Annotated in this window: 12 protein-coding genes; 9 read left to right on the top strand and 3 right to left on the bottom strand. The window is 64.7% G+C overall.

What is annotated here, in order from left to right:
- Positions 1-192: 192 nt before the first annotated feature.
- The 3 genes from acnD (at position 193) to prpD (ending at position 5,756) form a co-directional block, all read left to right on the top strand.
- Positions 193-2,781 carry a Fe/S-dependent 2-methylisocitrate dehydratase AcnD gene (gene acnD, locus CAG22_RS15505; protein WP_025338440.1) on the top strand — a complete coding sequence of 863 codons (2,589 nt, stop codon included), beginning with the start codon at positions 193-195 and terminating at the stop codon, positions 2,779-2,781.
- Positions 2,782-2,926: 145 nt separating this feature from the next.
- Positions 2,927-4,117: a 2-methylaconitate cis-trans isomerase PrpF gene (gene prpF / locus CAG22_RS15500; protein WP_085705728.1), complete on the top strand. Its 1,191-nt coding sequence runs from the start codon at positions 2,927-2,929 to the stop codon at positions 4,115-4,117.
- A 154-nt stretch (positions 4,118-4,271) separates the two neighbouring features.
- A complete protein-coding gene (gene prpD, locus CAG22_RS15495; RefSeq protein ID WP_085705727.1) occupies positions 4,272-5,756 on the top strand; it encodes a 2-methylcitrate dehydratase in 1,485 nt (494 codons plus the stop codon).
- Between the two features lie 176 nt (positions 5,757-5,932).
- Here prpD and acnB read toward each other — a convergent pair whose 3' ends face one another.
- Positions 5,933-8,542: a bifunctional aconitate hydratase 2/2-methylisocitrate dehydratase gene (gene acnB / locus CAG22_RS15490; RefSeq protein ID WP_025338443.1), complete on the bottom strand. Its 2,610-nt coding sequence runs from the start codon at positions 8,540-8,542 to the stop codon at positions 5,933-5,935.
- 406 nt (positions 8,543-8,948) lie between these two features.
- On the opposite strand from acnB, the gene CAG22_RS15485 reads away from it, so the two are divergent.
- Positions 8,949-9,416: a DUF1289 domain-containing protein gene (locus tag CAG22_RS15485; protein ID WP_161795747.1), complete on the top strand. Its 468-nt coding sequence runs from the start codon at positions 8,949-8,951 to the stop codon at positions 9,414-9,416.
- Between the two features lie 71 nt (positions 9,417-9,487).
- Entirely contained in the window at positions 9,488-10,747 is a 1,260-nt protein-coding gene (locus CAG22_RS15480) for a hypothetical protein (RefSeq protein WP_085705726.1), read from the top strand.
- Positions 10,748-10,785: 38 nt separating this feature from the next.
- Here the strand turns inward: CAG22_RS15480 and queD are convergent, their stop codons facing one another.
- Positions 10,786-11,142, bottom strand: coding sequence for a 6-carboxytetrahydropterin synthase QueD (gene queD, locus CAG22_RS15475; protein ID WP_025338446.1), 357 nt, complete (start codon positions 11,140-11,142; stop codon positions 10,786-10,788).
- Between the two features lie 53 nt (positions 11,143-11,195).
- Positions 11,196-12,275, bottom strand: coding sequence for a patatin-like phospholipase family protein (locus CAG22_RS15470; RefSeq protein WP_025338447.1), 1,080 nt, complete (start codon positions 12,273-12,275; stop codon positions 11,196-11,198).
- 359 nt (positions 12,276-12,634) lie between these two features.
- On the opposite strand from CAG22_RS15470, the gene CAG22_RS15460 reads away from it, so the two are divergent.
- The 4 genes from CAG22_RS15460 to CAG22_RS15445 are packed head-to-tail and all read left to right on the top strand — an operon-like array spanning position 12,635 to position 15,245.
- Positions 12,635-12,946 (top strand): PepSY domain-containing protein, encoded by a 312-nt coding sequence (locus CAG22_RS15460; RefSeq protein ID WP_025338449.1) that lies wholly within the window; start codon positions 12,635-12,637, stop codon positions 12,944-12,946.
- Positions 12,946-13,260, top strand: coding sequence for a PepSY domain-containing protein (locus tag CAG22_RS15455; RefSeq protein WP_085705725.1), 315 nt, complete (start codon positions 12,946-12,948; stop codon positions 13,258-13,260). The genes CAG22_RS15460 and CAG22_RS15455 overlap by 1 nt, the downstream gene beginning before the upstream one ends.
- Entirely contained in the window at positions 13,261-13,929 is a 669-nt protein-coding gene (locus tag CAG22_RS15450) for a response regulator transcription factor (RefSeq protein WP_013971919.1), read from the top strand.
- Positions 13,926-15,245 carry a sensor histidine kinase gene (locus tag CAG22_RS15445; protein WP_085692142.1) on the top strand — a complete coding sequence of 440 codons (1,320 nt, stop codon included), beginning with the start codon at positions 13,926-13,928 and terminating at the stop codon, positions 15,243-15,245. The genes CAG22_RS15450 and CAG22_RS15445 overlap by 4 nt, the downstream gene beginning before the upstream one ends.
- The last annotated feature ends 72 nt before the right edge of the window (positions 15,246-15,317 follow it).

The raw sequence follows: 15,317 nt of genomic DNA, 5'->3' as shown, positions 1-15,317 counted from the left end.
GGCCGTACCTGTGGGGGTGGCCTGTTCTGGCCTCATCGCCGGCAAGCCAGCTCCCACAGGTATTGCACTGCTCCTGAGGCTGGTGCAGTCCCTGTGGGAGCCGGCTTGCCGGCGATGAGGCCGGAACAGCTGACACAGGGCTGCAACCAGAAAGCTATCCACGACCGTACCGTGACCGAGCCTGATAACGATATGAACACTGCATTCCGCAAGCACCTGCCAGGCACCGACCTGGACTACTTCGATGCCCGCGCGGCGGTCGAGGCCATCAAGCCCGGCGCCTACGATGGCCTGCCTTACACCTCTCGCGTACTCGCCGAAAACCTGGTGCGCCGCTGCGACCCGGCTACCCTCGACGCCTCGCTGGGCCAGCTGATCGAGCGCAAGCGCGACCTCGACTTCCCGTGGTTCCCGGCCCGCGTGGTGTGCCACGACATTCTCGGCCAGACCGCACTGGTCGACCTCGCCGGCCTGCGTGACGCCATTGCCGACAAAGGCGGCGACCCGGCCCAGGTCAACCCTGTGGTGCCGGTGCAACTGATCGTCGACCACTCGCTGGCCGTCGAGTGCGGCGGTTTCGACCCGCAGGCCTTCGAAAAGAACCGCGCCATCGAAGACCGCCGCAACGAAGACCGCTTCCACTTCATCAACTGGACCAAGAAGGCGTTCAAGAACGTCGACGTGATCCAGCCGGGCAACGGCATCATGCACCAGATCAACCTGGAGAAGATGTCGCCGGTGATCCACAACGACCGTGGCGTGGCCTACCCGGACACCTGCGTCGGCACCGACAGCCACACCCCGCATGTCGACGCCCTGGGCGTGATCGCCATCGGCGTGGGTGGCCTGGAAGCCGAGAACGTGATGCTGGGCCGTGCCTCGTGGATGCGCCTGCCGGAAATCGTCGGCGTCGAGCTGACCGGCAAGCTGGCGCCGAACATCACCGCCACCGACCTGGTGCTGGCCCTGACCGAATTCCTGCGCAAGCAGAAAGTCGTCGGCGCCTACCTGGAGTTCCACGGCGAGGGTGCCCGTGCCCTGACCCTGGGCGACCGCGCCACCATCTCCAACATGGCCCCGGAATATGGCGCCACTGCGGCGATGTTCGCCATCGACCAGCAGACCATCGACTACCTGCGCCTGACCGGCCGCGAAGAGCAGCAGGTCAAGCTGGTGGAAACCTATGCCAAGGCCACCGGCCTGTGGGCCGACAGCCTGGGCGGCGCCGTCTACGAGCGCACCCTGAGCTTCGACCTGTCGAGCGTGGTGCGCAACATGGCCGGCCCGTCCAACCCGCATGCCCGCGTCGCCACCAGCGACCTGGCGGCCAAAGGCATCGCCGGCAGCTGGGAAGAAGTGCCAGGGCAGATGCCAGATGGCGCGGTGATCATTGCCGCCATCACCAGCTGCACCAACACCAGCAACCCGCGCAACGTGATTGCCGCAGGCCTGCTGGCGCGCAATGCCAACAAGCTGGGCCTGGCCCGCAAGCCGTGGGTCAAGTCGTCGCTGGCGCCTGGCTCCAAGGCCGTGCAGTTGTACCTGGAAGAGGCCGGGCTGGAGAAGGAGCTGGAACAGCTCGGTTTTGGCATCGTCGCCTTCGCCTGCACCACCTGCAACGGCATGTCCGGCGCCCTGGACCCGGTGATCCAGCAAGAAATCATCGACCGTGACCTGTACGCCACCGCCGTGCTGTCGGGCAACCGCAACTTCGACGGGCGGATCCACCCGTATGCCAAGCAGGCCTTCCTCGCTTCGCCGCCACTGGTGGTGGCCTACGCCATCGCCGGTACCATCCGCTTCGACATCGAGAAGGATGTGCTGGGCGTGGTCGATGGCAAGGAAATCCGCCTCAAGGACATCTGGCCCAGCGACGAAGAGATCGACGCCGTGGTGCGTGCCGCGGTCAAGCCGGAGCAGTTCCGCAAGGTGTACATCCCGATGTTCGCCATCGAGGAAGACCGTGGGCCGAAGGTGGCGCCGCTGTACGACTGGCGCCCGATGAGCACCTACATCCGCCGCCCGCCATACTGGGAAGGTGCCTTGGCCGGTGAACGTACCCTGCGCGGCATGCGCCCGCTGGCAGTGCTGCCGGACAACATCACCACCGACCACCTGTCGCCGTCCAACGCCATCATGCTCGACAGCGCTGCCGGCGAGTACCTGGCGAAGATGGGCCTGCCGGAGGAGGACTTCAACTCCTACGCTACCCACCGTGGCGACCACCTGACCGCCCAGCGCGCTACCTTTGCCAACCCCAAGCTGTTCAACGAAATGGTGCGCAAGGAAGACGGCAGCGTGAAGCAGGGCTCGCTGGCGCGTATCGAGCCGGAAGGCAAGGTCACCCGCATGTGGGAGGCGATCGAGACCTACATGGATCGCAAGCAGCCGCTGATCATCGTCGCCGGTGCCGACTACGGCCAGGGTTCGTCCCGTGACTGGGCGGCCAAGGGTGTGCGCCTGGCCGGTGTCGAGGCGATCGTCGCCGAAGGCTTCGAGCGTATTCACCGTACCAACCTGGTGGGCATGGGCGTACTGCCGCTGGAGTTCAAGCCGGGCACCGACCGCAAGACCCTCGGCCTGGATGGCAGCGAGACCTATGACGTACTGGGCGCGCGTACGCCGCGGGCGACGCTGACCCTGGTGGTTACCCGCGCCAACGGCGAGCGCCTGGAGGTACCGGTGACCTGCCGCCTGGACACCGCCGAGGAGGTGTCGATCTACGAGGCTGGCGGGGTGCTGCAGCGCTTCGCCCAGGACTTCCTCGAAGCGACCGCCTAATTGCAGGGGGGCCGCTTTGCGGCCCATCGCGACACAAGGCCGCTCCTACAAGCGTTACCAGATCCCTGTAGGAGCGGCCTTGTGTCGCGATGGGCTGCAAAGCAGCCCCAGAGGCCATATGCATCTCAGACAGGACAGCACATCCATGGCTCACGTACCGCAAGTAAAAATCCCCGCCACCTACATCCGTGGCGGCACCAGCAAAGGCGTGTTCTTCCGCCTGCAAGACCTGCCCGAGCAAGCGCAGATCCCCGGCCCGGCCCGCGACGCACTGCTGCTGCGGGTGATCGGCAGCCCCGACCCCTACGGCAAGCAGATCGACGGCATGGGCGGCGCCACTTCGAGCACCAGCAAGACCGTGATCCTGTCGCAAAGCATCAAGCCTGAACACGATGTCGACTACCTGTTCGGCCAGGTCAGCATCGACAAGGCCTTTGTCGACTGGAGCGGCAATTGCGGCAACCTCTCTGCCGCGGTCGGTTCGTTCGCCATCAGCAGCGGCCTGGTCGACCCCGCGCGCATTCCGCGCAACGGCATCGCCACCGTGCGCATCTGGCAGGCCAACATCGGCAAGACCATCATCGCCCATGTGCCGATCACCGAAGGTGAAGTGCAGGAAACCGGCGACTTCGAGCTGGACGGGGTGACCTTCCCGGCCGCCGAGGTGCAGCTTGAGTTCCTCGACCCGGCGGCCGACGAAGATGGCGACGGCGGGGCGATGTTCCCCACCGGCAACCTGGTCGATGATCTCGAGGTGCCAGGTGTCGGTGCGTTCAAGGCGACCCTGATCAATGCCGGCATCCCGACCATCTTCGTCAATGCGGCGGATATCGGCTACACCGGCACCGAACTGCAGGACGCCATCAACGGCGACCCGCAGGCGCTGCTGCGCTTCGAGACGATTCGCGCCTATGGCGCCGTGCGCATGGGCCTGATCGGCAACGTCGACCAGGCTGCCGGGCGTCAGCACACGCCGAAAGTGGCTTTCGTCGCGCCGCCGAGCACCTACACTGCGTCCAGTGGCAAAGCGGTGCAGGCGGGTGATATCGACCTGCTGGTACGGGCCTTGTCGATGGGCAAGCTGCACCATGCAATGATGGGAACGGCCGCGGTGGCCATCGGCACCGCGGCGGCCATTCCGGGCACGCTGGTCAACCTCGCCGCAGGCGGAGGCGAGCGCAGCGCCGTGCGTTTCGGCCACCCCTCGGGCACCCTGCGGGTGGGGGCCGAGGCGCGCCAGGTGAATGGTGAATGGACAGTGACCAAGGCAATCATGAGCCGCAGTGCTCGCGTGCTGATGGAGGGCTGGGTTCGCGTGCCTGGCGATAGCTTCTAACGCACCACTGGCGCTCGGCTTTAGTTCGTTGGGGCCGCTTTGCGCCCCTTCGCGGGCAAGCCCGCTCCTACACGGTTTGCGCGGTACCTGTAGGAGCGGCCTTGTGTCGCGAAGGGCTGCAAAGCAGCCCCGGCAATTCTGAAGGGAGCTGGATATGAGCGCCAACGTAGACCTCAACGCCCGCCCGGACTACGACCGGGTGCTGCAAACCCTCGCCGATTACGCCCTCACGTACCGGGTCGAATCCGCCGAAGCCCTGGACACCGCGCGCAACTGCCTGATGGATACCCTCGGCTGCGGCCTGCTGGCCCTGCGCTTCCCCGAATGCACCAAGCTGCTCGGCCCCCAGGTGGAAGGCACCCTGGTGCCCAACGGCGCCCGCGTGCCCGGCACCGCCTACCGCCTGGACCCGGTCAAGGCCGCCTGGGACATCGGCTGCACGGTACGTTGGCTGGACTACAACGATACCTGGCTGGCCGCCGAATGGGCCCACCCCTCGGATAACCTCGGCGGCATCCTGGCGGTTGCCGATCACCTGTCGCAGAAGCGCGTGGCCGCAGGTGAAACGCCACTGTTGATGCGCGATGTGCTCGAAGCCATGGTCATGGCTCACGAGATCCAGGGCGTGCTGGCGCTGGAAAACGCCTTCAACCGCGTTGGCCTCGACCACGTGATACTGGTCAAGGTGGCCTCCACCGCCGTGTGCGCCAGGCTGATGGGGGCCAGCCGTGAGCAGATGCTGAGTGCCTTGTCCCACGCCTTCGTCGACGGCCAGGCGCTGCGTACCTACCGCCATGCGCCCAACGCCGGTTCGCGCAAATCGTGGGCCGCCGGTGATGCTTCCAGCCGTGGCGTGCGCCTGGCCGATATTGCCCTGCGTGGCGAGATGGGCGTGCCGGGCGTGCTCACTGCGCCGCAGTGGGGCTTCTATGATGTGCTGTTCAGTCACACCAACAAGGACCTTGCGCTCAAGCCGTCCGAGCAGCAAGAGCTGCGCGTGCCGCAAGCCTTGGGTAGCTACGTGATGGAAAACGTGCTGTTCAAGGTCAGTTTCCCTGCCGAGTTCCACGCCCAGACCGCCTGCGAAGCAGCGGTAACCTTGCATCCACTGGTCCGTAACCGCCTGCACGAAATCGACCGTATCGTCATTACCACCCAGGAGTCGGCGATCCGCATCATTTCCAAGAGCGGCCCGCTGGCCAATGCCGCCGACCGCGACCACTGCCTGCAGTACATGGTGGCGGTGCCGCTGATTTTCGGTCATCTGGTGGCCGAGCATTACGAAGACACCTTCCATGCCAACCACCCCAGTATCGACCGCCTGCGCGAGAAGATGGAGGTGGTGGAAGACCCGCGCTTCAGCCGTGAATACCTGGAGCCGGACAAGCGTTCGATCGCCAACGCGCTGCAGGTGTTCTTCAAGGATGGCAGCAGTACCGATCAAGTGGTGGTGGAATACCCGATCGGGCATCGCCGGCGGCGAGGGGAGGGCATACCGTTGCTGGAGGCCAAGTTCAGGGACAACCTGGCGACGCGCTTTGCCCGGCAGCGATGTGGGGAGATCGTGGATGTGTGCAAGGACCAGCAGAAGCTGGAGCAGATGGCGGTGCACAGGTTTGTCGACCTGTTCGTGATCTGAGGTTGCCTGTGCTGGCCTCTTCGCGGCTAAAGCCGCTCCCACAAGGTCCTGCGCAGCCCTCGAAAACTGTGGGGTCCCTGTGGGAGCGGCTTTAGCCGCGAAGAGGCCGGTACAGGTTGAAACAAGAAAGCCCCGGCATTTCTGCCAGGGCTTTCTTTTACATCTTACAACTCAGCTTACGCCTGAACCACCGGGATCTTGGCGTTGGCTGCCGCTTCGCGGAACTCGGCAATCTGGTCGAAGCTCAGGTAGCGGTAAACGTCGGCAGCCATGCTGTCGATGTCCTTCGCGTACTGCATGTACTCTTCAACGGTCGGCAGCTTGCCGATGATCGAAGCGACAGCAGCCAGCTCGGCCGATGCCAGGTACACGTTGGTGGCGTCGCCCAGACGGTTCGGGAAGTTACGGGTCGAGGTGGAGACCACGGTCGAACCGGTCTGCACACGTGCCTGGTTACCCATGCACAGCGAGCAGCCTGGCATTTCCATGCGCGCGCCAGCCTTGCCGTAGATGCCGTAGTAGCCTTCTTCGGTCAGCTGGTGAGCGTCCATCTTGGTTGGCGGAGCCAGCCACAGACGGGTCGGGATACCGCCCTTGACCTTGTCCAGCAGCTTGCCGGCAGCGCGGAAGTGGCCGATGTTGGTCATGCACGAACCGATGAACACTTCGTCGATCTTCTCGCCCTGTACCGAAGACAGCAGGCGGGCATCGTCCGGGTCGTTCGGCGCGCAGAGCACAGGCTCTTTCACGTCGGCCAGGTCGATTTCGATGATTTCGGCGTATTCGGCATCGGCGTCGGCCGACAGCAGCTCAGGCTTGGCCAGCCAGGCTTCCATGGCCTGGGCGCGGCGCTCCAGGGTGCGGGCATCGCCGTAGCCTTCGCCGATCATCCAGCGCAGCAGGGTGATGTTGGACTGCAGGTACTCGGCGATGGCCTTTTCTGGCAGCTTGATGGTGCAACCGGCAGCGGAACGTTCGGCCGAGGCGTCGGACAGCTCGAAGGCTTGCTCGACGGTCAGATCGTTCAGGCCTTCGATCTCGAGGATGCGGCCGGAGAAGGCGTTTTTCTTGCCTTTCTTCTCGACGGTCAGCAGGCCCTTCTGGATGGCGTAGTAAGGGATGGCGTGGACCAGGTCACGCAGGGTGATGCCTGGCTGCAGTTTGCCCTTGAAGCGCACCAGGATCGACTCTGGCATGTCCAGCGGCATTACGCCGGTGGCGGCGGCGAAGGCCACCAGGCCGGAACCTGCCGGGAACGAGATGCCGATCGGGAAGCGGGTGTGCGAGTCGCCACCGGTACCCACGGTGTCAGGCATCAGCATGCGGTTCAGCCAGCTGTGGATGATGCCGTCGCCCGGGCGCAGCGACACGCCGCCACGGGTGCGGATGAAGTCTGGCAGGGTGTGGTGGGTGGTGACGTCGATCGGCTTCGGATAGGCCGCGGTGTGGCAGAACGACTGCATCACCAGGTCAGCGGAGAAGCCCAGGCACGCCAGGTCTTTCAGCTCGTCGCGGGTCATCGGGCCAGTGGTGTCCTGGGAACCGACGGTAGTCATCTTCGGCTCGCAGTAGGCACCTGGGCGCACGCCCTGGCCTTCTGGCAGGCCGCAGGCACGGCCGACCATTTTCTGTGCCAGGGTGAAGCCCTTGCCCGAATCGGCAGGCTGCTCCGGCTTCTTGAACAGGTCGGAAGCACCCAGGCCCAGTTCGGCACGGGCTTTTTCGGTCAGGCCACGGCCGACGATCAGCGGGATACGGCCGCCAGCGCGGACTTCATCCAGCAGCACTTCGGTTTTCAGCTCGAAGTTGGTGACCAGTTCGTCGCTGCCGTGACGGCGCACTTCGCCCTTGAACGGGTAAACGTCGATGACGTCGCCCATGCCCAGGTTGGTGCAGTCGAATTCGATCGGCAGGGCGCCGGCGTCTTCCATGGTGTTGTAGAAGATCGGGGCGATCTTGGTGCCGAAGCAGAAGCCACCGGCGCGCTTGTTCGGCACGTACGGGATGTCGTCGCCGAAGAACCACAGCACCGAGTTGGTGGCGGATTTACGCGAGGAACCGGTACCGACCACGTCACCGACGTAGGCAACCGGGAAGCCCTTGGCCTTGACGGCTTCGATCTGGGCCAGCGGGCCGACCGAACCAGGCTGCTGCGGCTCGATGCCGTCGCGGGCCATTTTCAGCATGGCCAGGGCGTGCAGCGGGATGTCAGGGCGCGACCAGGCGTCCGGGGCAGGGGACAGGTCGTCGGTGTTGGTTTCGCCAGGCACCTTGAACACGGTCAGGGTGTACTTGTCGGCGATGGCCGGACGCGAGGTGAACCACTCGCCGGCAGCCCAGGATTCCAGCACGGCCTTGGCGTGAACGTTGCCGGCCTTGGCTTTTTCGGCCACGTCGTGGAAGGCATCGAACATCAGCAGGGTGTGCTTGAGCTGTTCGGCCGCGACGGCGCCCAGTTCGGCGTCATCCAGCAGTGCGACCAGCGTTTCGATGTTGTAGCCGCCCTGCATGGTGCCCAGCAGTTCGGTGGCGTGCTTGCGGTCGATCAGAGGCGACTTGGCTTCGCCTTTGGCGACGGCGGAGAGGAAAGCGGCCTTGACGTAGGCAGCTTCGTCGACCCCTGGCGGTACGCGGTTGGTGATCAGGTCTACGAGGAAGGCTTCTTCGCCGGCCGGCGGGTTTTTCAGCAGCTCGACCAGGCCTGCAGTTTGTTCGGCGTTCAGCGGCTGGGGCACGATACCCAGGGCGGCACGCTCTTCGATGTGTTTGCGGTAGGCTTCAAGCACAGTTATTTCCCTCATCAGTGGTCCCTAAAGGGGGTCCGGGACGCTCATCCAGCATTCAATGCACCCATGCGCTGCCACGGCTTTGTGGGCCGCCCAGCCAGAGTCGCAAAGAATCCTTACAGAAGCTGCTTTCAAAGTTTTACGCCTGCAGAACGGGGAGCTGATGAGGGCTGGCACGGGCATGCGAGGGATGCATGGCCCGGGCCAACGCCGTTCTACCGGATGAACTGTGCTCGTGACGCTTTGAAAACAGCTTCCAACGGACATTGTTGCCTTTGAAAAGGCGGGATGATTCTACGGCAAAAAAAGCTCGAACGTAAGGCGGCGAAGATGACTTTAACGAGTGACCCTGGTTAGACAAAGGGCTAACATGAGCCCGTGTTCCACCGCCAAGCTGTTGTTTTTCATGTCCAACAAGTCCATCAAGACCCCTTGCGTCGGCCTGTGCTCCACGGTTTACGGAGACACGGTTTGCCGTGGCTGCAAGCGGTTCCACCACGAAGTGATCAACTGGAACGGCTACGACGATGCGCAGAAGCGCGCCGTGTGGCTGCGCCTGGAGCAGCTGCTGGTGCAGGTGATGATGGCCAAGCTGGAGGTGTTCGACAAAGGCCTGCTGCGCCAGCAACTGGAGCAGCGTTCCATCCGCTTTGTCGAGCAGCAGTCGGAATATTGCTGGGCGTACCAGCTGATTGCCCGTGGGGCGCGGATGATCCGTGACCTGGAGGCCTATGGCATGGTGCTGTTGCCGGAATTCCGCGACTGGGAGCTGCCGCAGTTGCGCGACGCCATCGACCGTGAGTTCTTCCTGCTGTCCGAGGCGCATTACCAGCGCTACATCGCCCCGGCGTTCCTGCAACAGGCTTTGGAGTAGGCTGTTTCCCGCTGATTTCGGGCGGCATCGCTCGCGTAGTGTCCGGCGTTTTCCATGTACAGGAAGCGCCCATGAGCGACTATGTCTACCACCCGGAATTTTCCTTTTTGGCTCGCTGCTGGTGGCAGCTGGGCGATGAGCTCCTGCATCCCGATCAGTGGGACGCTTCGACCGCCAGGCTTGCCCCCATGTGGCTGCATTATGGCGGGGCCGGGTTTCACAATGACCACTGGTACCGGTATCTGCGGGCCGAGCCCGAAGGCACCGGGCCATTGCAGCTGGAGCCATGGAGTTACACCTTGCCCAGTCATGTGTATGGCGAGCTGTTCTGGTTCGGAGCCTATGTCAGCGGTACGGACCGGACCGGGGCGACGCTGCGCTATGAAATGCGGCCTTATGACCGGAACTGGAAACCGCTGAACCGGATTGTCTACAGTAAGCCGGGGGCGCTGTCAGGCTTTACAGGCTATGCGGGCGTGAAGGACCAGTACGAGACGGCGGCCGGGCGTCAGCATCTGGCCGACCCGCAGCACCTGTGGAACCTTTCGGGTATCAACCACAACGATATCAAGCGCGGGGCGCGGTTATGCAATGTCGTTCTGGTCGACGCCGCCGGGCAACGGGCCAGGCGCATCGCCAACCGGGAGGCGTGGCTGATAAACACGTTGACTGGCGAGCCAGGCCTGATGGCCCTCGAAGTGCTGGACTACGCCCATGAAGCGCGTGATGTCGCCTGGGGCACGGGCCTGCAGCGGGCGGGCAGCAGTCATGTGTTCAAGGCAGAGCACAGTTTCATCGCCAGTTTGTGCTGGCGGCCCGACGAGACGCCAGCCGGCTCCACGGACGGCGTGCAGGGCTTGGTGGCAGCTCGCTTTGACGAAGGCTGGGAGTGGAACCCACGGGCAAGGTTGAGTGTGGAGCAGGCCGATTCGTTGGGCACGCGCTGGCGCGACAATGAAACCCGACCGGCATGCGAGCGTTTCTGGTTTGCCGCCTACCTCGATAACGGGGTGTATGCGTATGAGATCTGGCCGCTTGACGAGCGTGGTCGGCGCCTGAACTTCACCCTGCGCAAACAGGAGGGCTGGACCATGAGCCTGGCGCAGCGCTGGCAATCGGTTCGTGCGCAGGCGGATTTTCTCTGGCATCTGGACGGGTTGGACCCGGCTGCCCTGCAGGTGGGGGCAATAGTGGCCAACGTGAAGCTCAGGCACAGCAGTGGCCGAGTCGTGAAGCTGGCAGATCGCAGCGAACGCAGGCTGGGTACGGAGGCGCTGGGTGAGGAAGGTTCCCTGACTGTGCAGGTGCTGGAAACCTCGGCCAGGTTCTAGGGGGGCGCAAGGGCGCTGCTACAGCGCCCTTGCCGGGGTCAGTCGCCGCTGTACTCGCAGCCGCTGGTGCAGGTCTCGTGGATGCGGACTTTCGACAGTTCCGGCAGCAGCGGCTTGACCTGGTCCCAGATCCACTTGGCGATCACTTCGCTGGTGGGGTTTTCCAGGCCCGGGATGTCGTTCAGGTAGTTATGGTCCAGTTGCTCGTAGATCGGCTTGAAGATCGCCTTGATCTCGGCGAAGTCGCGGATCCAGCCGGTGTGCGGGTCGAGCGGGCCGGTCAGGTGCAGGCCGACCTTGAACGAGTGACCGTGCAGGCGACCGCATTTGTGCCCGGCAGGGACGTGAGGCAGGCGGTGGGCCGATTCGAATGTGAATTCCTTGAAGATTTCCACGCTGTCATAACTCTATGTGAATCAAGAATGCGCGCAGTCTACCAGCATGGCCGCTACAAGGCTTGCAGGCGTTCATGCAACCGCCCGGTGGCAATCAGCTCCAGCAGCTCGTCGCCCAGCCGCTGGCTCTCGGCAATGGCCTTGTACCAGTAGCGCTTGCGGCCAGGCGCATCGCCCATGAAACGCTTGAAGTCGTTGCGGTCGGGCAGCTTGCCGTAGGGCAGTGCCGCCAGGTACTGCGGCGAGGGTGTCATCAGCAGCACGTTCTGCAGGCGGGTGGCATCGCCCTTGCGCCAGGGCAGGGCCTTGTCGAACCAGCCGGGTACGACCTTGTCGGTGAAGTGCGGGTACAGCACCAGGTCGTCGCCGCGGTAGGGCAGGTCGAGGTGGTAGTCCAGCAGGCCGCCGTCGCGGTAGGTGCCTGCACCTGCGCCTGGGATGTCTTTCACACCTTCCATGACCATGGGGATGGACCCTGAGGCGAGCAAGGCATGGCGCAGGTTGGCCAGGTCCAGCGGCAGGCAGCGCGAGGGGAAGTCAGTCAGTGCGTCGAGCGGCGGCGTGGCGCGGCCGTCGTGCAGGATGATGCGCTCGAAGTGCCGGGCCAGGCGCGAACGGCCGAGCAGGTTGCTGGCGATCACCGAGCCCAGGCCGAGGCCCAGGCGGCCGCGATGGTCGTGGGCGAGCTGGCCATGGCTCTTCACTACCAGGATGTTCAGGCGATAGTGCGGGTTGGCCAGCAGTTGGCCGTCGCGGCCTTGCAGCAGGTTGTCGAGCATGTGTTGGCAGCTGCGGCTGATTTCGGCCGGGGTGACGCCCTTGGCGAAATCCTGCTCGGTGTACAGTTCGCCCAGGCGACGGATGCCTGCGACCGGGTCGTCGAGGCAGGCACTGGCGAAGCGCCAGGCGCCGATTGAGGCGCCGATCAGCGCACGTTGGCGTGGTGCCGACGGCAGCCACTCACCGAACAGCGCCAGGTCCAGGCCCTGGATGCCCAGCGGTTTCGGCCCGCCAGCCGCACCCGGCAACACACCGACATCGGCCGCCTGCAGGCCGCGCTCGCGGACCTGCCGCAGGGCACGTTGGCCGGCCTTGAAGGTGAGGGCGGGGTATTTGATGTGAATGGCGCTCATGGCGGATCTCTTGGGCAGCAGGCGAGTCATTGTAAAGGGTTCAAGGCATGCACAGGGCCTGCAGGAGATTGCCCAACCCATCGGGTTGCGCTGTCGCATAGGGAACAAGGTTCTAAAGCATGTCACATTCCCTGTGGGAGCGGGCGCGCCCGCGAATGGCCCAGCGCGGTTTATGGCACCGGCTCCGCCGGTGTTCGCGGGCATGCCCGCTCCCACAGGGACCGCGCAGGATTCTGTGATGGCGAGACAGCAGCCTGACCTGCGCTATCATGGCGCCAGTTGTTTTCAGGTTGAATTAAGGACCGGTGGTTAATCTTAACCCCGTAGACAACTTGCACAGTTCTCAGGAGAGAAGAACGATGAAACACATGACTGCCCTGTTCACCGTAGCCGCCGCCCTTGCCCTGGGTGCACATTCCGCCATCGCCAAGGACGTGCAGCCCGACGAAGTGGTCAAGCTGGTCAATGCCAAGACCGTCAAGTCGCTGGACGAACTCAAGGCCGCCGCCGTGGCCAAGCACCCGGGTGCCACCGTCACCGACTCCGAGCTTGAAGACGAGTACGGCCGCTACATCTACAAGGTCGAGTTGCGCGACACGCAGAACGTCGAATGGGACGTGGCGCTGGACGCCAAGACCGGTGAAGTGCTGAAGGACGAGCGGGACAACTGATGACCCACCTACTGCGGTCGGCGCGCTACCTCGCGCTGGCCCTGCTGGCCGTGTGTTCCCTGGCCGTTGCCCGCGACCTGGACCAGGACGAAGCCCTGGAACTGCGCCAGAAGGGCATCATCCTGCCACTCGAGCATCTGCTGGAAACCGCCCTGGGGCGTCACCCCGGGGCGCGCCTGCTGGAGGCCGAGCTGGAAGAAGACGACAATCGCTACGAATACGAAGTCGAGTTGCTGACGGCTGAAGGCGTGGTGCGCGAGATCAAGCTCGACGCCAGCAGCGGTGCCCTGCTCAAAGACGAGGAAGACGACTGAATGCGCCTGTTGCTTGTCGAGGACAATGTGCCGCTGGCCGATGAACTGACTGCCGGCCTGCAGCGCCAGGGCTACGCCGTGGACTGGCTGGCCGACGGCCGCGACGCGGTGTACCAGGGCCAGAGCGAACCCTACGATTTGATCATCCTGGACCTTGGCCTGCCGGGCCTGCCGGGCCTGGAAGTGCTGGCCCAGTGGCGTGCCGCCGGCCTGGCCACGCCGGTGTTGATCCTTACTGCCCGTGGCTCGTGGGCCGAGCGTATCGAAGGGCTGAAGGCCGGGGCCGATGACTACCTGAGCAAACCCTTCCACCCCGAAGAACTGCAGCTACGCATCCAGGCGCTGTTGCGCCGTGCCCGTGGCCTGGCCAACCAGCCGACGCTGGAAGCGGCCGGCCTGCACCTGGACGAAAGCCGGCAGTGCGTGAACCGTGACGGCGTGGATATCCAGCTGACCGCCGCCGAGTTCCGCCTGCTGCGCTACTTCATGCTGCATCCGCAGCAGATCCTGTCCAAGAGCCACTTGGCCGAGCACCTCTACGACGGTGAAACCGAGCGCGACTCCAACGTGCTGGAAGTGCACGTCAACCACTTGCGACGCAAGCTGGGCCGCAGCGTCATCGAGACCCGCCGTGGGCAGGGCTACATCTACGCCGGGAGCGCCGCGTGAAGTCGATCCAGGCGCGCCTGAGCCTGGGCCTGGTGGCGGTGCTGGTGGTGGTCGGCCTGGTGCTGGCGCAGCTGACCTTGTGGCTGTTCGAGGTCGGCCTGCAGCGCTACCTGGAGAACGGCCTGCGCAAGGAAAGCGAGAACCTGCTGGTGGCCCTGGTGCGCGGGCCTTCGGGCCTGCAGCTGGATGAGCGGCGTATCTCGGCCGCCTACCAGCGGCCGTTTTCCGGCTATTACTTCCGCATCGATTTCGATAAAGGCACCTGGCGCTCCCGTTCGCTGTGGGATCTGGACATGCCCAAGCCCGCCGCGCCGGGCCTTTCCGACAGCCACGAACTCGGCCCGGAAGGCCAGCAACTGCTTGCCCTGCGTGCCGACTACCGGCGCCTGGGCCAGGACATCTCGATCAGCGTGGCACAGGATTATTCACCGGTACGCGAAGGTTTCCGGCGCCTGCAACAGATCGGTTTGGGCATGGGCCTGGTGGCGCTGATCCTGGTGCTGGTGTTGCAGCGCATCACCGTCACCCGCTCGCTGCGGCCGCTGGAGCGGGCACGCCAGCAGATCGCCCAGTTGCAGCAGGGCCAGCGCTCGCAGCTGGATGCCGAAGTGCCCAGCGAACTGGCGCCGCTGGTGGGGCAGATCAACCACCTGCTGAGCCATACCGAAGACAGCCTGCGCCGCTCGCGCAATGCCTTGGGCAACCTGGGCCATGCACTGAAGACGCCACTGGCGGTGCTGCTGAGCCTGGCCTCCAGCGAGCGCCTGAAGGACCTGCCGGATGTTCGCGCGCAGATGCGTGAGCAGCTGGAGCAGATTCAGCAGCGCCTGGCGCGTGAGCTGAACCGTGCGCGCCTGGCCGGGGATGCGCTGCCTGGCGCGCAGTTCGACTGTGACGTCGAGCTGCCGGGGTTGCTGGGGACGCTGGGCATGATCCATGGCGAGGGCCTGCTGCTGGCCAGGGATGTGCCGCCCGGGCTGCTGCTGCCTTGGGACCGCGAGGACTTCCTGGAGCTGCTCGGCAACCTGCTGGACAACGCCTGCAAGTGGGCCGACAGCGAGGTGCGGCTGGGTATCGTGCCGAATGCCGAGGGCTACCAGGTGTGGGTCGATGATGATGGCCCCGGTATCCCCGAGGGCCAGCGGCAGCAGGTACTGGAGCGCGGTTCGCGGCTGGACGAGCAGGTAGACGGGCACGGGCTGGGGTTGGGCATCGTGCGCGATATCGTCGAGGCCTGGGGCGGGCGCCTGGCGCTGCTGGATAGCCCGTTGGGCGGCTTGCGGGTAAGCATCGACTTGCCGCGCAAGGCTCGGTAATGCCGGGGCCGCTTTGCGGCCCATCGCCGGCAAGCCAGCTCCCACAGGTACAGCGTTGCTCTCGAGGTTGTC

Origin of the sequence: Pseudomonas sp. B8(2017) (assembly GCF_002113575.1) — a bacterium.
Classification (GTDB): domain Bacteria; phylum Pseudomonadota; class Gammaproteobacteria; order Pseudomonadales; family Pseudomonadaceae; genus Aquipseudomonas; species Aquipseudomonas putida_Z.
This window is presented reverse-complemented; position numbering and strand designations above follow the sequence as displayed.